Origin of the sequence: Pseudomonas sp. DCB_BI (assembly GCF_026240995.1) — a bacterium.
In the GTDB taxonomy this organism is placed as follows: Bacteria; Pseudomonadota; Gammaproteobacteria; order Pseudomonadales; family Pseudomonadaceae; genus Aquipseudomonas.
The window spans coordinates 128,310-146,851 of sequence record NZ_JAPFCG010000016.1 but is presented as its reverse complement, the minus strand read 5'-3'; the positions used below and the strand labels follow the sequence as shown (position 1 = coordinate 146,851).

Genomic DNA, 18,542 nt, shown 5'->3' with positions numbered 1-18,542 from the left:
GTGGGTTTATGTCAGAACAGGATCACAACGAGTCGGCCGTCGCACCGGCCACCAAACGCCGCCGCGCGCCGAAGGGCGAGATGCGCCGCGCTGCGCTACTGGATGCTGCAACCCTGGTCTTTGCCAAGGATGGATATGGCGCCGCGTCCATGCGGGATATCGCCGAGCTTGCCGGCATCACCACGGTCGGCCTACTGCACCACTTTCCCAACAAGGTCTCGCTGCTGCGAGCACTGATCGACCGCCGTGATCAGCGGATCACGGACCAATTCGCCACGCTTGAGATCGCGCCGACGCTGGACAGTTTCCTGGCCTTCGTGCGCATGAGCATGACGTTCAGTGTCCAGAGCCTGCCGGAATGCCAGGCAGCGATGATGATCGGAGTCGAGAGCCTATCGGAGCGGCACCCGGCCTGGCCTTGGTACATGGAAAAGTTCGAACTCACCCATGCCCACGCCCGAACGCACCTGGCCACGCTGATCGAGCATGGCCAGGTGCGGCCGGATGTGGATGTGAAAGCGCTGGCCACTGAAATCTTCGCCGTCATGGACGGCCTGCAGCTCCAGTGGCTGCGCGCCCCCGAACAGGTCGACGTGGGCGCGACGTTCGATGCCTACCTGCAGCGCCTGGCGGATACCATCCGCCCCTGAGCGACCGGTCCGTCCATGAACCGGCGGGCCGCTTCAGTAGGCCTGCGAAGCGCTGACCTGCACAGCCGCACGCAGCGGTGTCGGAAGCGGGTTGCTGTCGCGGGTGGTCAGGTGCTGTGGGATCAGGGTCAGCAAGGTGCGTTGCAGGGTCAGGTGCTCGGAATCCGGGCCCACCCAAACCTTGAACTTACCGGCATCGACATCCCAGCTGTCGGTGTTCTGCACGAAGTACGCCAGCGAGCGCGAATCGATCGGCAGGCTTACAGTCTTGCTCTCACCGGGTTGCAGATAGACCTTGGTGAAGCCCTTGAGCTCCTTCTTCGGACGGTCGACTTGCGGGTCGATCGGCTGAATATAAAGCTGGGCGACTTCAAAGCCTGCCTTGTCCCCGCTGTTGGTCAGGGTGAACTGGGCATTGATGGTATTGCCCGGTGTCATCACGTTGCTCGACAGCTTCAGGTCCGAATAGTCAAACGTGGTGTACGACAAGCCGAAGCCGAACGGATACAGCGGTTTGGCGTGGGTTTTGTCATAGCCTCGATAGCCCAGGTACAAACCCTCGCTGTAGTCGATCTCGGTCAGCGGGTTGTCGCCGCGGTAGGCCGCCGGGTCCGGATACGAGGCATAGCTCGGGTTGTCTTCGATGTGCTTGTCGATGGTCACCGGCAGCTTGCCCGACGGGTTGACCTTGCCGTACAAGATCTCTGCCAGCGCCTGGCCACCCTGCTGGCCCGGGAACCAGGCGTGCAGTGTCGCGCCCACCGTGTTGGCCCAAGGCTGCATGTTGGCAACGCCACCGCCGTGCATGACCACGATGGTGTTGGGGTTGGCCTTGGTGACGAACTTGATCAGGTCAGCCTGCTGGTCCGGCAAGTCGTAGCCGTGATCGGAGCCTTCGCCTTCGTTTTCGTAGTTGGTGCCGGCGGCGACCACCACGGCATCGTATTGCGCCAGGTCCTGCGGCGGACGCAGGGACGCCCAGCTCATCTGCACGCCGGCCAAACCGCCCAGCGCAGGGGTGAAGTTGCCTTGCACGCGGCGGTACTCGAGCTTGACAGTGTACGACTTGCCCGCCACCAGGGCTGCGCTCTGGCCGGAGGTGACCAAGGCGTTGACCACGTCGGAGGAGTACGGCACACCGTCGCTTTCCACCACCAGCTTGCCGTCGACCCAAAGCTTGTACGGGCCATCAGCACGCACCTTGAACACATGCTTGCCGGAAATGGTTGGCTTGATGGTCGCGGTGAAGCGCGCTGAGAACGCGCCGGCGGCCGGGCTGAAGCCGCTCACTGCGGTCGTGCCGTTGTCGGTCTCGTTAGTGCTGGTGGTCCAGTTCAGGTTCACCCCAGGCTCGACCCGGGTAAGTACAGGCGAGCCGCTCAGGGTGGCATTGCTGAAATACTCGGCTTTGACACCGGCATTGCTGACCTTGCCACTGCCCGGCTGATACCACACCGCCGTTTTCGGATTCAGGCTCAGCGCCGACAGATAGGTGACGTTGCTGCTGCTCGAGGCCAGCTGCTGCAGGCCGCTCAGTTCGGTGACATAGCTGTTGGGCGGCGAATTCGCAGTGCCGAACGGCGAAGCGGGTGCCTGGGCGGCCCAATCACCAATCACCGCGATTTTGGCCGTGCGCGCCAGTGGCAGCAAGGGCTTTCCGGCCGCCGTCTGAGCGTTGCGCAGCAGCACGATGGATTCACGCGCGAGGTTCAGCGAGGCACGCTGACCGTACTCGGTGTGCTCCAGGGGCTGCGCGCTATTCATATGTTCCTGCAGGTCGTAGCTGACGATGCCCCGCAGGTTGCGCTTGACCTTGTCATCGATCACATTCTGGGTGAGCTGGCCGCTCCAGAGGTACGGCAGCAGGTTGGCTTCGGTAAACTGCAAGCCCGACGGCATATCGATGTCGGTGCCGGCCCAGGCCCCTTTGAACGGGTCGTGGATAGCGTTGAAGTCACTGATCACCATGCCCTGGTAGCCCCACTCACCCTTGAGTACCTCGGTGATCAGGTGATGATTTTCACAGGCGTAGTCACCATTGACCTTGTTGAAACCGCACATGATCGAGGCGACGTTAGCGTTCTTCACCATGGACTCAAAGCCCGGCAGATACAGCTCGCGCAGGGTGCGCTCGTCGGCAACGACATTGACCGCCTGGCGGTTGGCCTCCTGCTCGTTAGCCAGGAAGTGCTTGCCGCTGGCCTGAATACCCTGAGCCTGGATGCCGTTGACCACGGCCGGCGCCAGCACAGCGCCGAGGAACGGGTCTTCGCCGCTGAGGTATTCGGCCGAGCGGCCGTTGTAGGGCGTGCGGTACAGGTTGACCCCTGGCGAAAGCATCTGTTGCCCGCCCGAAATGCGCGTCTCATAGGCAATGGCCAGGCCGAACTCCTTGGCCCGATTGATGCTCCAGCTCGCAGCAAGTGCAGACTGTGAAGGGTACTGAGCGCCGAAGGTAGCATTGTTGACGTGCACACCCATCGACGAGTCGTAGGCTACGGTGCCCTGGATGCCCCACTTGAGCAGCGGCGGGATCATGTGGCCATCATTGACCCGGGTGAAGTTGATCTTCTCGGCGGTGTTCATATTGTCGAGGATTGAGCTGACCCGCGCCTCGACTTCGTTGCCGCTGGCCGGTGCTGCGGCCAGTGCGCTGGATGCCTGGATCACGCCAAGCGCCAACAGGCTCAGGCCCAGGGTGTGTTTCAGGGGATTCACGCGGCGGTTCCTTGTAGGGCTCATGGCTGGCTGACCTGGGTCGGGGCGTCGCTGGTGTCGACAGGGGCATCGATCACGGCGTTCGAGGCTGCGGCCTCCTGGCTGACCCGATCGACGCCGGTGATGCGGTCGCGCTGAGCATCGAGCTGTTCGCGCGCGCTCTGGGTGGTCGCCTGTTGGCGAGTAGTCGAAGTGTCTGCAAAAGCATTGATATGCGTGGCCAGCAGTGCGGAACAGGCGAGCGGCAGCAATAGTCTATTCATCGAATAGTTCTCGATTGAAAGGTTTGAAATGAACGACATGGCCCGGGCCCAGGCATGCAGCGGGCATAAGTCTGGGCACTGTGAGGAAAAGTTCAAGCCGCCAGAAACATTCGGGCGAAGCGCAAGCCGAATAGACGCGAAAAAGAGGACTAATAGTGCTTTATTTCATATGTTATTAACGCTTCAAATCATAGAATTAACGGAGTGATTGGTTTTCTGTTGCCAAAATATTCACAAGAAAAGGATTTTTGGTCTTTTTTCACCAGATTATAGCAATAACAACCCCATCACAAAACCTAGTTGCAGTTAGGTTTAACAGTCTGATAAGCTCTCCCAGCAAACAGTAAAGTCCACACTCATTAGCGGGAATTTATCTCGACATACACTCTATTGCGCCTTTAAACACAACGACGTATTCTCCGGCCGTCTTTGAATTAGCAACTAATTGAATGCCTGCATATAGCCAGTACACTGCATAAAGCCATCATCATGAACTTGGAAATCCCTACCGCCGACGCGCTATGTGAGTGGCTGCAAAGTGCAGGCGCACTGCACGCGGCCGATATACAGCGCGCCGCCCGCCTGGGCGTGGCTCAGGGCATTTCCGAGGATGAAAAACTGCACACACTGTTGCGCCTTGGCGCCGTCAAGGCCGACCAACTGGCCGCCGCCTACGTTCACTTGACCGGCGCCGCGCGGCTGGGTGACGAGTTGGTCGAAGGGATGCCCACCGCGACAGAACGGTTTGCCCGTCACCATGGCGTTGTCACCTTGAGCGAGACGGCCACCCATGTACGGGTGGCGACAGCCGTTCCCGTTTCCGCCTATGCCCTGTCGGCATTAGGCTATCTCGCCGACAAGGCCGTCGAGCCAGTCATCGGCACTGCCGAACAGGTGGGCGGTTTGATCGAACAGGCTTACGGGGCCGGCCGCTCAGCGATGGGCGCACTGGTCGAGGCACTGGACGACGACAGCGTCAGCGAAGGCGACATCGAGCACCTCAAGGACATGGCGTCCGAGGCGCCAGTGGTGCGCATGGTCAACCTGATGCTGCAGCATGCCGTCGACCAACGCGCCTCGGACATCCATGTCGAACCCTTCGAAAACCAGTTGAAGGTGCGTTACCGGGTCGATGGCGTGCTGCTGGAGGGCGAAGCGCCCCCCAGTGGCTATGCCCCAGCGATCATCTCTCGCCTGAAGATAATGGCCCGCCTCGACATCGCCGAGCGCCGCCTGCCCCAGGATGGCCGGATCATGCTGCGCATGCAGGGGCGCGAACTCGACCTGCGGGTATCCACCGTACCCACCAGCTTCGGCGAATCGGTAGTGATGCGCCTGCTCGACCGACAGACCGTCCGCTTCGACTTCGCCAGCCTCGGCATCAGCGGCCCCGTCTTGCGCCGCATCGAGCACCTGCTGGCACGCCCGCACGGAATTTTCCTGGTCACCGGCCCGACCGGCTCGGGCAAGACCACCACGCTTTACACCGCGCTCTCCGGCCTGAACAGTGCAGAACGCAAGATCATCACCGTCGAAGACCCGGTCGAGTACCAACTCACCGGCATCAACCAGATCCAGGTCAAGCCCGCCATCGGCCTGGGCTTCGCCACTGCCCTGCGCTCAATCGTGCGGCAGGACCCAGATGTGATCATGATCGGCGAAATGCGCGACCTGGAAACATGCAGCATCGCCATCCAATCGTCCCTCACGGGGCACCTGGTCTTGTCGTCGCTGCATACCAACAGCGCGGCAGCAAGCATCACCCGCCTTCTTGACATGGGCGTCGAAGGCTATCTGCTGGCCTCGACCCTGCAGGGCATCCTTGCCCAGCGCCTGGTACGCCGCCTCGACCCGCGCACCCGCATTGCCTTCGAAGCCCCGGCTGAACTGGTCGAGCGCCACCAGTTGCAGCGCTACACTGACCAGCGGCCGATTGTGCTGTACCGCCCCGACGAGGAAAGCCCGGGCGGCGGGTACCATGGCCGCAGCGCTATCACCGAGCTGCTGGTGATGGACGACGATCTGCGCAGCCTGCTGATGCGTCAAAGCGATGCCGCTAGCCTTGAGGCGGCGGCGCGTGACAAAGGCTTGGTCACACTTTACGAAGAAGGCCTGCGCCAGGCCCTGGCCGGCATCACCTCGCTGGAAGAAGTATTGCGCGTCACGGGTGGCGACTGACATGCCGGTCTATGCCTACAGCGCGCTGGACAGTGAAGGCCGCAAGCAACGAGGTGAAGTGCAGGCCGCCGACCAAGCCCTGGCTGCGCGCCAGTTGCATCAACGCGGCCTGCTCGTACTCAGCCTCAAGCCAGCCAATCGGCTGCTGCGCACCGGCACGCGAAGCAGCGTGCTCAAGCCTGCAGAACTGATCAGCTTCACCCAGCAGCTCACCACCCTGATCAGCGCCGGCCAGCCGTTGGACAAAGCCCTCGCTACCCTGTTGAAGAACCTGCGCAAGCCAGCTGCAAAGGCCCTGATCGAACGCGTGCGTGACCAAGTCAAGGCCGGCGAGCCGCTGTCCCTGGCGCTGGAAGAACACCCGGCTACCTTCACGCCCTTCTATACCAGCCTGGTGCGTGCAGGTGAAGCGGGCGGTGTCCTGGACGTCACCCTGACACAACTGGCCAATTACCTGGAGCGCAGCCACACACTGCGCGCCGAAGTGCTCAATGCCCTGATCTATCCCGCGTTCCTGGTGATTGGCGTGATCGGTTCGCTAGGATTGCTGCTGGCCTATGTGGTGCCGCAGTTCGTGCCGATCTTCCAGGACCTCGGCGTACCGATCCCCTGGGTGACCCGGGCGATTCTGGCGTTGGGCGACTTCGTCAACGCCTGGGGGCTGACCAGCCTGGGCACCTTGACCGCCGCCTTCTGGGCACTGCTGGCGATGCGCCGCAACGGACAACGGCGCATCGCCCAGGACCGCTGGTTATGGTGCAGTCGCCTGTTCGGCCCGCTGCTGCAAAAGCTCGAAACCGCGCGCCTGGCACGCACCCTTGGCACTTTGCTGAGCAACAGCGTCACCCTGCTGGCAGCACTGTCGATCAGCCGCGACGTCAGTGCCAACCATGCGCTGCGCGATCACGTTGGGCAGGTCGCCGAGGCAGTCCGCCAGGGCTGCAGCCTGCCCCACGCACTGTCCGCCGCCCCACTGTTGCCAGACTTGGCCCTGCAGATGATCGAGGTTGGCGAGCAGTCCGCCAGCCTCGGCGCCATGTTGCTCAAGGTTGCCGATGTCTACGACATAGAAAGCAAACGCACCATCGACCGCCTGCTGGCTGCACTGGTACCGACCCTGACCATCGTCATGGCGGTGCTGGTAGCAGCGATCATGCTCGCCATCATGCTGCCGCTCATGAGCCTCACCAGCACAATCTAGGAAACCACCCATGCGCTCCCGTACCCGTACCACCGCCCGTCAGGCGGGCTTCACCCTGCTCGAAATGCTCGCGGTCATCGTGCTGCTGGGTATCGTCGCGACCATCGTCGTGCGCCAGGTCGGCGGCAACGTCGACAAGGGCAAGTACGGTGCCGGCAAGGCGCAACTGGCGAGCCTGAGCATGAAGGTAGACAGCTACGCGCTGGACGTCGGTGCGCCGCCGGCCAACCTGGAGCAGTTGCTGCACAAACCGGCCAACGCCAGCCAATGGGCCGGCCCCTACGCCAAGCCGTCCGATCTGCTCGACCCGTTCGGGCATGCCTTCGCCTATCGCTATCCGGGCCAACACGGCAGCTTTGACCTGATCTTCCTTGGCCAGGACGGCGCTCCCGGTGGCGAAGGCTACAAGGCCGACCTGGGCAACTGGCAGTAACCATGGCCGCGCCGCTGCACCACCAGCGTGGTTTCACGCTGTTCGAACTGTTGCTGGTGATCGTACTGATTGGCGTAGCCACCCCATTGCTGGCAATCGGCATCAGCCGCGGCCTGCACAGCGCCCAGGAGCGAACGGCGCTGGCCAACATGGTCAGCGCCCTGCGCAGTGCGCGCATGCAGGCTATCGGCAGCGGCCAGCCGGTGCGTGCCGGCTTCGACCTGCAGCGGCGCGAGGTACACAGCGCCGGGCATGCGCCCGCCCGTTGGCCTGAAGATTTCAGCGTGCGCCTGCACACCGCAGAAGGCCTCGGCGCCGCCTTTGAGTTCTACCCCGATGGCGCAGCCAGTGGCGGTAACATCCAAATTGCCCGGGGCGAGCGGCACTGGCGTATCGATGTCGGCTGGCTGACCGGTCGCGTGACGCTGAAGTCCCTGCCATGAACCGACAACGCGGGTTCACCCTGCTGGAAATGCTCGCTGCCATCGCCCTACTGGTCATCGCCGCGTCGGTCCTGCTTGGCGCCTTTGCCCAGAGTGGCCGCTCGCTGCAACAAGTGGCGCGCGCCGACCGGCAACACAGTGCCGCACGCTCGCTGATCGATGACATCGACCTCGGCACGCTCGAACCGGGCCAGCAGCGCGGCCGTTGGCACGGCCTGCCTTGGACAGTGGATGTGAGCCTGGCAGCTGTTCCGCCAGGCCGGGTCACCCTGTACCGGCTCGACCTGACCGTGGGCGAAGGCCGCTATGCCTCGCACTACAGTACCTTGCGCGCCCGCACCTCAGAGGGCCCCAAATGAAGCGCCAGGGCGGCTTCACGTTGCTGGAGGTGTTGGTGGCGATCAGCTTGCTGGGCCTGCTACTGGGCCTGGTCGGCAGTGCCTTGGTGGCTTCCAGCCGCGCCGTGACCACGGCTCAGCGCTACAGCGACAACCTGGACGAACGCCGCGCCACGCAGCGCTTCTTGCGCCAGTCCCTGAGCCAAGTGCTACCGCTGACCGGGCGCACGGCCGAAGGCCGCCACACCAGCACTTTCGAAGGCGCTGGCGACAGTGTGCTGTTCTATGCGCCGCTGCCAAGTTCGGTGGGCGGTGGGCTTTACCGCCAGCGCCTGCGGGTGCACGGCCATCGTCTCGAAGTGCAGCTGGCCAGGCTCGATGGCCGACAGTTGCAGCCCTGGGGCGAGCCACAGCGGCTGCTAGATGGCGTCGAAGCGCTGTCCCTGCAGTACCGCGGCCACACCCCGCTGGGCAAGCCGACCGGCTGGCTAGCGCAATGGCCCTGGCCAGAGCGGGTGCCGCAGGCGGTGCGGGTCGACCTCCGTCTGCACGGCGGCCAGCAGGCCTGGCCAACGTTGCAGGTGAACCTGCTGCTGGACCTGTCCGGCGACGGAGGTCGGCCGTGAAGCGCCAGCGCGGTGCCGCACTGCTACTGGCGTTGTGGGTGATCGGGCTGCTGAGTTTACTGCTCGGTGGCCTGGCCGTCGCGGTGCACCTGCAACAGCGGCAGGCCCTCTGGCAAAGCCGACAGGCCCAGGCGGCGCTGGCCGCCCAGGCTGGCCTGGAGCTGGCCGTGGTCAACCTGCTGAGCCGTGATACTCAGCGCTGGCAACCCGATGGCCAGCTGCATGTCGAGCACTTTGCCGGCAGCACACTGCGCATCAGGGTGACCAGCGAGCGCGGCAAGCTCGACCTCAACGCGGCCCCGCCCGCACCGATCGAACGGCTGCTGCGCGCAAGTGGCGCCAGCGCCGAACAAGCCAAAACCATCACCCACGCTTTAAGGACGAGGCGCAACGAGGTACCCCTGCGAATGCTCGAAGAATTTCGTCAACTGCCCGGCATGAGCTACGCGCTATACGCGCACATGCTGCCGTCGATAACCGTGTGGTCGGGCAATGCCGAGCCCGACCCGAACCTGATCGAGCCGAAGCTGGCCCGCGCCCTTGGCCTGAGGCCGGGCAACAGCGTAGTCGCCGACGCCGGGCAGATCCTCAGCGCCAGCAGCGAGGCGACCCTGGCAGGTGGCTTTGCCGCACGCGTGCAGGCCACCTTTATCCTGCTGCCGGCCCACACCGGCGGCAAACCCTATCGCGTCCTGCGGTGGCAAGAGTGATGCCCTTGGCGAAACGCTGTGCGGCAGCCCTCGCTGCCTATCGGCAGGCCTGCGATGAATCGTGGCGGCACAGCATGGCCAGGCGCTGGCTGCTGGCCTGGCGCGCAGAACTGACAGGCCTGTTGCCGGCTGCGCTGGCCGAACGCCTCGGGCAGCGCAGTGCCCCGCAGGTACTCGGCTGGCCCTTGCCCATGGACCTACAGCCCGGTTGCCCCACCGTGCTGGTGCTGAACACCGGGCAAGTGCTGGCGCAGCGCATCTGCCTGCCGCAGGCAGCCACCCGCAACCTCAGGGAAGTGCTGACCTACGAGATCGACAAATACACCCCGTACACCGCCGAGCAGGTGTATTTCGTTGCCCGAGTGGTGCGCCAGCAGCCACCGAACGCCGAGGTCGAGCTGGTGGCCATCGCTCGCCAGCGTCTCGATATCCTGCTTGCCGCGTGCCGTGAACGTAGCCTGCCGTTGCTGGCCATTGACGTTCAGGGTAGCGATGGCCAGCGCCTGGCCGTTGACCTGCTGCCCGCCGGCAGCGACGCCGGCCTGCCCCGCCCGTCCCGCCTCGATCAAGCCTTGTGGCTGGGCCTGGCGGCCTGCTGCCTGCTGCTGATTGCTGTGTTCATCGCGCAGCGCCAGAGCCTGGTGACGACCATGCAGCAGCAAGTCACCCGCCAACGCATGGCCGTGCAGCACATCGAACAACTGCGCCAGGCCCTCGACAGCAGCGTCGGCGCCGCTTCGTACCTGGCCAGCCGCAAGGCTGGCCAGCCCACCGTGAGCGCGCTGCTGGCTGACCTCACCGATTGCCTGGGCAATGAAACCTGGATCGAGCAACTGGAGGTCCACGATGCTGGCGAGGTGACGTTCTCCGGCCAGAGTGCGCGCAGCAGCGCGATAATCGCCCAGCTCAAGACCTGCCAGACCCTGGAACATGCCCAGTTCCAGGGAGTTATCCAACCAGACAAGGCCACCGGCCAGGAGCGGTTTTCGATCAGCGCCCGGCTCAAGCGGGAGGTGCCCCATGCGCCCGCTCAACCCTAGGGAACGCAAGATCGTTGCGCTAGGCTTGCTCGGCCTGCTGCTCTGGGCCGGTTGGTCCCTGTTCGTCGACAGCCTGTTGCTGGCGCCGCTGCGTGATCTTGATGAGCAGGCGCAAACCTTGCGTGAACACCAACGCCGCTACGCCAGCCTGATGCTGCAACAGCCGCAGCTGGAAGCGCGACTGCGACAGGCGCGCAACGACCCGGCGCAGCGCGACAGCCTGCTGCCCGGTGACGACCCCAATGCCGTGGCCGCCGACCTCATGCAACACGCCGTCGAACAGGTACGCCGCCAGGCCTCGAACGGTGCCGGCTGCGAGGTGACCCAGCGCATGCCGATCGCTCCTGCGAACAGCGAAGATGGCCGGCCCGAGCCGTACCGCCCGCTCAAGGTCAGCTTGACCCTGGCCTGCGCCATCGAACCGCTGGCTGCACTGATGCATGCCTTGGAGTACGGCCAGCCCAGCCTGTTCATCGACCAGTTGAGCATCCGCCGCAGCACGGGGGCTCCAGCTCAAGGCCCGGCCGGGCGCCTGGAAGTGCATTTGCTGATTCGCGGCTATTTCCATGCTGCCAGTCCAGGAGCACAGCCATGAAGGCACAGACCCTGCGACTGACACTGCTGACCGCCAACGTGATGGTGCTGGCCAGCGCGGCTTGGGTATTCATGACTCCCGCCCAACCGCGTTGGCTCGAAGCCCACGCACGCGCCAGCGCCGCCCCCAGCCCTCCGCCCGTGCGCCCGGCCGAACCCGCCAAGGCGCAGTTGGCCGCGGTGTGGCTGCATCCGCTGTTCAGCCCAGGCCGCCAGCCGGATGCCCACGGCTCGCAAGCCCAGGCGCCGGCACTGGCGGGGATGACCCTGAGCGGCGTGCTGCTGGACGGCGAACGCCGTTTCGCCTATGTGCGCGACGGCAGTAGACCGGCCACCAAGGTCGCCTTGGGCGGCACACTCGCCAGTGGCTGGACCTTGAGCCAGCTCGGCGCCACCCATGCAACGTTCACCCGTGCCGGGCAGACCCATACGCTCAACATGCCCCTGCTGCGTCTGCCTGCCCCCTCCACCGCACCCGCCCTCACTCTTCCGCGTACGACGACACCATGACCATGCCGCTATCTTCCCTGTTCCCCCACCTCACACTGCGGGCGCCTTTGCTCGGACTGGGTGTCGCCATCAGCCTCGCGGGCTGCGCTCTGCCCGGGCAAGACCTGCACAGTGACCCTGCTCTGCTGCAGCAAGCACTTGAAGGTGCCGGTGCCCCGGCCCCGGCGAGCCAACCGAATGATACGCCTCCAGCACCAGCAGCGAGCGCTGCACCGAGTCGGCAGATCATCCAGGGCAACCAGCGCTTCACCCGTGCTGCGAGCCGGCCGGCCGCGACCGCTGGCAACGACCAAGGCGATATCGTCTTCAACTTCACCGATCAGCCGATCGAGGCGGTGATCAACAGCGTGATGGGCGACCTGCTGCATGAGAACTACAGCATCAGCCAGGGCGTGAAAGGCAGCGTCAGCTTCTCCACCTCTAAACCGGTGAACAAGCAGCAGGCGCTTTCGATTCTGGAGACCCTGCTGTCCTGGACGGACAACGCCATGATCCGCCAGGGCGAGCGCTACGTGATCCTGCCCGCCGACAAGGCCGTTGCCGGCAAGCTGGTCCCGGAAGCCGCTGTGGCGCAGCCACCCGTAGGCCTCGCTGCACGCCTGTTCACCTTGCGTTACATCGGTGCCAACGAAATGCAGAAGCTGCTGCAGCCGTTCGTGCGCGACAATGCCTTCCTGCTGGTGGACCCGGCACGCAACGTCATCAGCTTGGCCGGCACCCCGGAGGAGTTGGCCAACTATCAGGACACCATCGACACCTTCGACGTCGACTGGCTCAAAGGCATGTCGATAGGCGTGTACGGCCTGCAACGCGCCTCGGTGGCCGAACTGATGCCGCAGTTGCAGAAGCTGTTCGGCCCGGACAGCGGCATGCCGTTGTCCGACATGGTCAAGTTCATGCCCAACGAACGTACCAACTCGATCGTCGCCATCTCCTCGCAGCCGCAATACCTGCAGGAGGTCGGCGACTGGATCCGCACCATCGACGAAGGGGGCGGCAACGAGCCGCAACTCTTCGTTTACGACGTGCGGAACATGAAAGCCGCCGACCTGGCGCGCTACCTGCGCCAGATCTACGGCTCGGGAAAGGTCAGCGACGATACGCCGGCCAAGGTCGCCCCAGGTCTGAAGACCACCAGCTTGACCTCGCTGAACGGTACTGGCACCCAAGGCCTGAACGGTAGCGGCATGAGCGCCCGAGTGAGCCAGGCCGATGACGAACAGAGCGAAGCCTATGACGAGCCCGCGGAACAGGGCGGCGACAGCGAGACCGGCAACGTTGCCGCCGAAGCGGGCGAAAACGGTGCCAAGCGCCTGGAAGAAACCGTGCGTATCACCGCGCAGAAAAGCAGCAACCAACTGCTGGTGCGTACCCGCCCTGCCCAGTGGAAAGAGATCGAAGCCGCGATCAAGCGCCTGGACAGCCCCCCCATGCAGGTGCAGATAGAAACCCGCATCCTCGAGGTCAAGCTCACGGGGGATCTCGACCAGGGTGTGCAGTGGTATTTAGGCCGCCTGGCTGGCAACTCGTCCAGCACCACCGTGGCCAACGAAAGCGGCAGCCAGGGTGCGCTGGGCGCGGGTGGCGTGGCACTGGGCAGCAGTTCGATGTTCTACTCGTTCGTCAGCAGCAACCTTCAAGTGGCCCTGCGGGCCCTGGAGACCCGTGGCCTGACTCAAGTGCTGTCGGCACCATCGCTGGTGGTGCTGAACAACCAGCAGGCGCAGATCCAGGTCGGCGACAACATCCCGATCAGCCAGACCACCGTTAACACCAGCAACTCCGACACCACCCTGAGCAGCGTCGAGTACGTGCAGACCGGGGTCATTCTCGACGTGGTGCCACGAATCAACCCCGGCGGGCTGGTGTACATGGACATCCAGCAACAGGTAAGCGACGCCGATGACAGCGCGGTGACCACCACCCAGCCCAACCCGCGCATCTCCAGCCGCGCGGTGTCGACCCAGGTGGCGGTGCAGAGCGGCCAGACAGTGCTGCTCGGCGGCCTGATCAAGCAGGACAACACTCAGTCGGACACCCGCGTCCCGGGGCTGTCGCGCATTCCCGGCCTGGGCTGGCTGTTTGGCAGCAGCTCCAAGAGCCGTGACCGCACTGAGCTGATCGTGCTGATCACCCCGAAGGTCGTCAACAACCCGGAGCAAGCGCGCCAGGTCACAGCCGATTACCGTCAGCAGATGCAACTGCTGAAGGCCCAGGTGACCGGTTCATGATAGTGCAACTGCCAGAGCCGACGTTGACGCTCAGCGGGTCTTCGCTGCCGATCCGACGTATTGTGTTTCGCTCCCCCTTGGCAGGCACCCTCCTCCTCGGGGCAAGAGCGCCGCTGAACATGATCAGCCGCCTCTGCTTCGGCAGATCGTGGACATCCCGCTCATATCACTTTTACCGCACGGCCAATGAATTTCACCGGCCCCGTCGGCCGTCCGGTAGGTGAACCGCCAGATTTCTCAAGCGTCAGCTCGAACAACTGGTTGGCCTCCAGCGGTGGCAGGCTCTGAAGCGGAACACGGTAGGGTTCACCAGGGTTGACCAGGCCTAGCGAAACCGGTGCACCCCACTGCTCGCCCTTGGTCCAGAACTGCAAGGCCATGCCTTCGGGGACGGCATCCTTGCCAAGCGGGATCAACTCGATCGTGCGGCTATCGCTGGTCTGCACCACCCAGCCGGGCGCCTGGCTGCTCGGCGCCACCAGCACCACCACGAATTGAGTGGCTGGCGGGGGGGCGGTTAGCAAGGTAAACGCCAGCAACACGCTTGCAGCCAACCCCGCAGCACTTAACCCTTGCCACAGGCCGAGGCGCTGCCACCACTTGCCCGGCTGCAGCTGTTGTGCAGCCAGTTCATTCAGGCTGCGCTGGATTCGGCCCCATAGGCGGGCGCTCGGTGGCTGCGGCGCTGCCAGTGCGGTCAGCTCCAGCAAGCGTGCCTCCCAGGCATCCACCGCGGCGCGCAATGAAAGGTCGGTGCGCAGGCGTTCGGTTACTGCGGCGTGTTGCTCCGGCGACAATGACCCCAGTACGAACTCGCCAGCCAGGGTGTCCAGTGCTTCGGCAGTATCCGGCTTCATTCCAGGCACTCCCGCAGCGCCTTCAGGCTGCGCTTGATCCAGGCCTTGACGGTGCCCAATGGCGCGCCCAGCAGCCCAGCGATTTCGGCGTGGCTGCAGCCGTCCACATAGGCGTGCAGGATGCAACGCTGTGGTGCGGGTTGCAATTGTTCGAGGCAACGGTAGATTTTCGCCGAACCCGACCAGAGGTCAATGTCATCGAACGCCCCGTGCGGTGCTGGCGCGGTGTCGATGTCGGCGTCATCCAGCACGGTTTCGCGGCGAGTGTCGCGGATGGTATTCAGCGCCAGGTGGCGCGTGATGCTGTAGATCCAGCCTCGCGCCGAGCCGCGCGCCGGGTCGTAGCTGGCAGCGCGGGTCCATATGCGAATCATCGCATCGTGGACAATGTCTTCTGCGGTGGCGTCATCACGCGCGATGCGCCGGGCAACCCCCAGCAGGCGCGCGCCCTCATGATCGTAGAGCGCCTGCAGGGCCCGCCGGTCACCCTGTGCACAGGCCAGCAGGCAGCGATGGAAGTCGAAGGGGGCGACGGGCGAATTCAACGTGTGCGGCTTCCTTGTGTCATGCCAGGTACCCCGGCCATCCAGCCGGGGGGGCTTGCCGATGAGCGTAGATGAACGATTGCAAGACGTCTGCCCGAATGCGCTTTACCTGGTGGTCCAGAACACATAGTCGGCCTGGTACTGGACGACCTGCCTGGCCCCCTTGTTCTGCGCTGTGCAGTCGCTTGTTGGGGCCACGCCGCCGCGAGTGGCCAGGCGCTGAATATAGCTGACCCCCTGCATCGCGCCCTTGCCCTCTGCGGGGTTCGCCTTGACCAGTTGATAGGGTATGGCGCCTGTGCCTGCGGGTGCCACCGCCACCTGGGTGCCGGTGACTTTCGAGCCATCTTTCGCCTGCCAGGTGGCGGGTGGGCCAAAGTAATCACCCACCTGCTTGCCGGCGCGATCATTGAGTACTGCCTTGGGGCCGACAAACGTCCATTCAGTCTGCCCAGGGGCGTTGGCCTTGTCGCGGCACTCATAGGTAATCTCGCCAGCGCCAACGGTCTCGAGCATGACGCGATGGCCATCAGGGACCTTGACTGCCTCTGGCAGCGCGGACTGGGCGTGGGCAGGCTGCAGCGCCAGGGCGATGCTGCAGGCGAGCAGGCAAGCTGAGAGTTTTAGGTTCATGCGCAGAGCTCCTGAAAAGTCATTGGGCTGGGCAGTCACAGGCTACCCACTCTCAATACCCGCCAACCGACGTACTGGATGCACCCATTAGAAAAAATTCTGCGATGGCCATCCGCTCGGCCCATTCCGGAGGGTGTCCAAGAGGGTTGCGTCTAAGCACCCAGCGCCCGTTTCAACACTTCGTAAATTTTGGCATCGGCCGATTGGGCAACGTTGAAGCGCACGAAATCACCCGCAGCCATGGACTGGCTGAACGCATTCCCAGGCGCCAGCACCACACCCTCCTTCACGCAAGCCCTGGCCAAGGTTGCTGCATCCTTGCCTCGAGGGAGTTGGCACCAGACATACATGCCCGCCTGGGGGGTTATCCAGGGCTGGATACCCATGGCCCGAAGCCTCGCTACCGTGCTGTCCATTGCCTCGGCCAGCCTGAGGCGGACGCTTTCCATGTGTTTGCGGTACCCGCCATCAGTGATCACCTGATGGATGATGTCGGCGGCCAGGCGACCACCCCCGAATGTGGTGGCAATCTTGAGATCGGCCAGGCTCTCGATCCATTCACTGCGAGCAGCGATATAGCCGCATCGAATCGAAGCGGAAATCGTCTTGGAAAAGCTGCCTATCTGGATGACCCGAGACAGCCCATCGAAGGCCGACAGCCGTGGAGCCGGCGTATGTTCGAAATCCCCGAAGATGTCATCCTCTACAATCACCAGGCTGGAGCTGTCGGCCAGCTTCAGCAGCCTGTGTGCCGTAACCGGAGACAGGGCGGCCCCGGTCGGGTTATGGATGCCGGCATTGGTGATATACAACCGGGGAGCATGCTCCAGCAGGGCAGCGCCGAACGCATCGATGTCCGGGCCGGTCGCCGTGAAGGGAACGCCGACGATGTTCACCCTGTGTGCTTTGAGCAGTGCGTGAAAATTGAAATAACACGGGTCATCCACCAGCACGGTATCCCCAGGCTCCAGCAGAAAACGGCAGATCAGGTCGATGGCGTGGGTGCCGGACTCCGTGAGCATGATCTGTTCAAGCGGCGCTTCGATACCGATGCCTGCCAGCCTTCGCGACAAGAACTGCCTGAGGGGCGGGTGCCCAAGCGGTGACGCGTACTCGGTCAGTGCCAACATGTCCGCACGGGCAATGGTTCGCAGCGCTTTACGCATGCCCGTTTCGTACATCCAGGATGCCGGTAGCCATCCGCATCCCGGTTTCAACGCGTCGCTGGAGGTTGCCAGCGACTGGCGCGAGATCCACAAGGGGTCGACTTCACGATCGAGCCTGGGGCCGAGTTCGGTGAGTATCAATGGCGCCACCGGGCCGGCCACGTAAAAGCCCGAGCCCGGGCGAGAATTGAGCACGCCCTCTGCCATCAACCTTTCATAGGCCTCCAGAACGGTAGAAACCGAAACCTGCATGGTCTGAGCCATGGCGCGAACCGAGGGAACCCTCGCGCCAGGTGTGTAGGTTCGAGAAGCTATCCGCGACTGGATCTCAGCCATGACCGATCGAATTCGCGTTCCGTTGCCTTTCATCACACCCCCAACTGTGCTGGTTCCATATACATAACAGTTCGGCTGAACTGTATTGGATTGTACATGGCCTGCGTAAGCCTGTCGGTGATGTACTGAGCACTGGCTTAGCGAGGACATACCCATGGAAAAATCAACAAGCGGATGGATCAATGGCTTCATAGGTGTCGCCATTTTCGCGGGTTCGCTGCCGGCAACCCGTGTTGCAGTGGCGGCCTTCGAACCCACCTTCCTGACCTGCGCCAGGGCAACCATCGCCGCCCTTTTGGCTGCGCTTTTCCTGATCGTACTCCGGCAACCTCGGCCAGCGCGCGGGGATTTGTCGTCATTGGCGGTCACAGCACTTGGCGTGGTTATCGGCTTTCCGCTACTGACGGCACTGGCCCTTCAGCACGTCACCTCAGCCCATTCCATTGTCTTTGTCGGGCTTCTGCCACTCTGCACCGCAGCGTTTGCTGTCCTGCGGGGCGGCGAGCAACCTCGGCCACTGTTCTGGGTGTTCTCGCTGGCAGGTGCCGGGCTGGTCGCTGGCTACGCGTGGATGAACGGCGGAGAAGCGTCGGCACTGGGGGACGTGCTGATGATGGCTGCGGTGGTTGCCTGCGGGTTGGGCTATGCGGAAGGGGCGCGTCTGTCTCGGACACTGGGTGGCTGGCAGGTGATCAGTTGGGCATTGATCGTGGCGTTGCCGCTAATGCTGCTGCTGACCATCGCCAACCTTCCAACCCTCGATGCCCTCGCCAAGGTAACCGCCCCTGCCTGGTTCAGCTTCGGCTACGTGTCACTGTTCAGCATGCTGATCGGCTTTGTATTCTGGTACCGAGGGCTTGTGCAGGGTGGCATTGCGGCGGTGGGCCAACTGCAACTCGTTCAGCCGTTCATGGGGCTTGCCCTGGCCGCGTTGCTGCTGCACGAACAGGTGAGCTGGATGATGCTCGTGGTCACGCTGGGCGCTGTCATCTGTGTTGCCGGTGCAAGGAAATACGCCCGCTGAGCCGGCGGCAATAAAACTGAACCGGAAATCGCCTTTTTTGTCATCC

19 protein-coding genes are annotated in these 18,542 nt (G+C 63.6%); 13 read left to right on the top strand and 6 right to left on the bottom strand.

Annotation, left to right across the window (positions count from 1 at the left end):
* Positions 1 to 8 precede the first annotated feature (8 nt).
* Positions 9 to 650: a TetR/AcrR family transcriptional regulator gene (locus tag OO258_RS18350; protein ID WP_110743103.1), complete on the top strand. Its 642-nt coding sequence runs from the start codon at positions 9 to 11 to the stop codon at positions 648 to 650.
* Between the two features lie 33 nt (positions 651 to 683).
* Here OO258_RS18350 and OO258_RS18345 read toward each other — a convergent pair whose 3' ends face one another.
* Positions 684 to 3,392 carry a glycoside hydrolase family 3 protein gene (locus OO258_RS18345; protein WP_266031975.1) on the bottom strand — a complete coding sequence of 903 codons (2,709 nt, stop codon included), beginning with the start codon at positions 3,390 to 3,392 and terminating at the stop codon, positions 684 to 686.
* The gene (locus OO258_RS18340; RefSeq protein WP_266031974.1) at positions 3,389 to 3,631 is read right to left on the bottom strand and encodes a hypothetical protein; all 243 of its coding nucleotides are present in this window, start codon (positions 3,629 to 3,631) and stop codon (positions 3,389 to 3,391) included. Before OO258_RS18340 ends, OO258_RS18345 begins: the two co-directional genes overlap by 4 nt.
* A gap of 489 nt (positions 3,632 to 4,120) precedes the next feature.
* Between OO258_RS18340 and gspE the strand changes: the two genes are divergently transcribed.
* From gspE to gspD, 11 genes are all read left to right on the top strand, one after another.
* Complete coding sequence (gene gspE, locus OO258_RS18335) at positions 4,121 to 5,809, top strand: type II secretion system ATPase GspE (RefSeq protein WP_266031973.1); 1,689 nt, start codon at positions 4,121 to 4,123, stop codon at positions 5,807 to 5,809.
* Between the two features lies 1 nt (position 5,810).
* Positions 5,811 to 7,010 carry a type II secretion system F family protein gene (locus OO258_RS18330; protein WP_266031972.1) on the top strand — a complete coding sequence of 400 codons (1,200 nt, stop codon included), beginning with the start codon at positions 5,811 to 5,813 and terminating at the stop codon, positions 7,008 to 7,010.
* A 10-nt stretch (positions 7,011 to 7,020) separates the two neighbouring features.
* Positions 7,021 to 7,443: a type II secretion system major pseudopilin GspG gene (gene gspG, locus OO258_RS18325; protein WP_110743108.1), complete on the top strand. Its 423-nt coding sequence runs from the start codon at positions 7,021 to 7,023 to the stop codon at positions 7,441 to 7,443.
* 2 nt (positions 7,444 to 7,445) lie between these two features.
* On the top strand, positions 7,446 to 7,886 hold the full coding sequence (locus OO258_RS18320) for a GspH/FimT family pseudopilin (RefSeq protein ID WP_110743109.1): 441 nt from the start codon (positions 7,446 to 7,448) through the stop codon (positions 7,884 to 7,886).
* Positions 7,883 to 8,245, top strand: coding sequence for a prepilin-type N-terminal cleavage/methylation domain-containing protein (locus OO258_RS18315; RefSeq protein WP_266031971.1), 363 nt, complete (start codon positions 7,883 to 7,885; stop codon positions 8,243 to 8,245). Before OO258_RS18320 ends, OO258_RS18315 begins: the two co-directional genes overlap by 4 nt.
* Positions 8,242 to 8,850, top strand: coding sequence for a type II secretion system protein GspJ (locus OO258_RS18310; RefSeq protein WP_266031970.1), 609 nt, complete (start codon positions 8,242 to 8,244; stop codon positions 8,848 to 8,850). The genes OO258_RS18315 and OO258_RS18310 overlap by 4 nt, the downstream gene beginning before the upstream one ends.
* Positions 8,847 to 9,560 carry a type II secretion system protein GspK gene (locus OO258_RS18305; RefSeq protein ID WP_266031969.1) on the top strand — a complete coding sequence of 238 codons (714 nt, stop codon included), beginning with the start codon at positions 8,847 to 8,849 and terminating at the stop codon, positions 9,558 to 9,560. Before OO258_RS18310 ends, OO258_RS18305 begins: the two co-directional genes overlap by 4 nt.
* 74 nt (positions 9,561 to 9,634) lie before the next feature.
* Complete coding sequence (locus OO258_RS18300) at positions 9,635 to 10,600, top strand: PilN domain-containing protein (protein ID WP_266031968.1); 966 nt, start codon at positions 9,635 to 9,637, stop codon at positions 10,598 to 10,600.
* Positions 10,581 to 11,195: a type II secretion system protein GspM gene (gene gspM / locus OO258_RS18295; RefSeq protein WP_266031967.1), complete on the top strand. Its 615-nt coding sequence runs from the start codon at positions 10,581 to 10,583 to the stop codon at positions 11,193 to 11,195. The genes OO258_RS18300 and gspM overlap by 20 nt, the downstream gene beginning before the upstream one ends.
* The gene (locus OO258_RS18290; RefSeq protein WP_266031966.1) at positions 11,192 to 11,704 is read left to right on the top strand and encodes a type II secretion system protein N; all 513 of its coding nucleotides are present in this window, start codon (positions 11,192 to 11,194) and stop codon (positions 11,702 to 11,704) included. The genes gspM and OO258_RS18290 overlap by 4 nt, the downstream gene beginning before the upstream one ends.
* Complete coding sequence (gene gspD / locus OO258_RS18285) at positions 11,701 to 13,935, top strand: type II secretion system secretin GspD (RefSeq protein WP_266031965.1); 2,235 nt, start codon at positions 11,701 to 11,703, stop codon at positions 13,933 to 13,935. The genes OO258_RS18290 and gspD overlap by 4 nt, the downstream gene beginning before the upstream one ends.
* A 161-nt stretch (positions 13,936 to 14,096) precedes the next feature.
* Here gspD and OO258_RS18280 read toward each other — a convergent pair whose 3' ends face one another.
* From OO258_RS18280 to OO258_RS18265, 4 genes are all read right to left on the bottom strand, one after another.
* On the bottom strand, positions 14,097 to 14,792 hold the full coding sequence (locus OO258_RS18280) for an anti-sigma factor domain-containing protein (RefSeq protein WP_266031964.1): 696 nt from the start codon (positions 14,790 to 14,792) through the stop codon (positions 14,097 to 14,099).
* The gene (locus tag OO258_RS18275; protein ID WP_266031963.1) at positions 14,789 to 15,337 is read right to left on the bottom strand and encodes a sigma-70 family RNA polymerase sigma factor; all 549 of its coding nucleotides are present in this window, start codon (positions 15,335 to 15,337) and stop codon (positions 14,789 to 14,791) included. Before OO258_RS18275 ends, OO258_RS18280 begins: the two co-directional genes overlap by 4 nt.
* A 105-nt stretch (positions 15,338 to 15,442) precedes the next feature.
* A complete protein-coding gene (locus OO258_RS18270) occupies positions 15,443 to 15,970 on the bottom strand; it encodes a DUF3455 domain-containing protein (RefSeq protein ID WP_266031962.1) in 528 nt (175 codons plus the stop codon).
* A 152-nt stretch (positions 15,971 to 16,122) separates the two neighbouring features.
* A complete protein-coding gene (locus OO258_RS18265) occupies positions 16,123 to 17,505 on the bottom strand; it encodes a PLP-dependent aminotransferase family protein (protein ID WP_266031961.1) in 1,383 nt (460 codons plus the stop codon).
* Between the two features lie 121 nt (positions 17,506 to 17,626).
* On the opposite strand from OO258_RS18265, the gene OO258_RS18260 reads away from it, so the two are divergent.
* Positions 17,627 to 18,496, top strand: coding sequence for a DMT family transporter (locus OO258_RS18260; RefSeq protein WP_266031960.1), 870 nt, complete (start codon positions 17,627 to 17,629; stop codon positions 18,494 to 18,496).
* Positions 18,497 to 18,542: the final 46 nt, after the last annotated feature.

Excerpts from the sequence above, each read along its gene's own strand:
- OO258_RS18280 (WP_266031964.1), bottom strand. The coding sequence starts at position 14,792 with ATGAAGCCGGATACTGCCGAAGCACTGGACACCCTGGCTGGCGAGTTC.
- gspG (WP_110743108.1), top strand. The coding sequence starts at position 7,021 with ATGCGCTCCCGTACCCGTACCACCGCCCGTCAGGCGGGCTTCACCCTG.
- OO258_RS18310 (WP_266031970.1), top strand. The coding sequence starts at position 8,242 with ATGAAGCGCCAGGGCGGCTTCACGTTGCTGGAGGTGTTGGTGGCGATC.
- OO258_RS18260 (WP_266031960.1), top strand. The coding sequence starts at position 17,627 with ATGGAAAAATCAACAAGCGGATGGATCAATGGCTTCATAGGTGTCGCC.
- OO258_RS18330 (WP_266031972.1), top strand. The coding sequence starts at position 5,811 with ATGCCGGTCTATGCCTACAGCGCGCTGGACAGTGAAGGCCGCAAGCAA.
- OO258_RS18350 (WP_110743103.1), top strand. The coding sequence starts at position 9 with ATGTCAGAACAGGATCACAACGAGTCGGCCGTCGCACCGGCCACCAAA.
- OO258_RS18340 (WP_266031974.1), bottom strand. The coding sequence starts at position 3,631 with ATGAATAGACTATTGCTGCCGCTCGCCTGTTCCGCACTGCTGGCCACG.
- OO258_RS18320 (WP_110743109.1), top strand. The coding sequence starts at position 7,446 with ATGGCCGCGCCGCTGCACCACCAGCGTGGTTTCACGCTGTTCGAACTG.
- OO258_RS18265 (WP_266031961.1), bottom strand. The coding sequence starts at position 17,505 with ATGAAAGGCAACGGAACGCGAATTCGATCGGTCATGGCTGAGATCCAG.
- gspM (WP_266031967.1), top strand. The coding sequence starts at position 10,581 with ATGCGCCCGCTCAACCCTAGGGAACGCAAGATCGTTGCGCTAGGCTTG.
- OO258_RS18270 (WP_266031962.1), bottom strand. The coding sequence starts at position 15,970 with ATGAACCTAAAACTCTCAGCTTGCCTGCTCGCCTGCAGCATCGCCCTG.
- gspD (WP_266031965.1), top strand. The coding sequence starts at position 11,701 with ATGACCATGCCGCTATCTTCCCTGTTCCCCCACCTCACACTGCGGGCG.
- OO258_RS18315 (WP_266031971.1), top strand. The coding sequence starts at position 7,883 with ATGAACCGACAACGCGGGTTCACCCTGCTGGAAATGCTCGCTGCCATC.
- OO258_RS18345 (WP_266031975.1), bottom strand. The coding sequence starts at position 3,392 with ATGAGCCCTACAAGGAACCGCCGCGTGAATCCCCTGAAACACACCCTG.
- OO258_RS18300 (WP_266031968.1), top strand. The coding sequence starts at position 9,635 with ATGGCCAGGCGCTGGCTGCTGGCCTGGCGCGCAGAACTGACAGGCCTG.
- OO258_RS18290 (WP_266031966.1), top strand. The coding sequence starts at position 11,192 with ATGAAGGCACAGACCCTGCGACTGACACTGCTGACCGCCAACGTGATG.
- gspE (WP_266031973.1), top strand. The coding sequence starts at position 4,121 with ATGAACTTGGAAATCCCTACCGCCGACGCGCTATGTGAGTGGCTGCAA.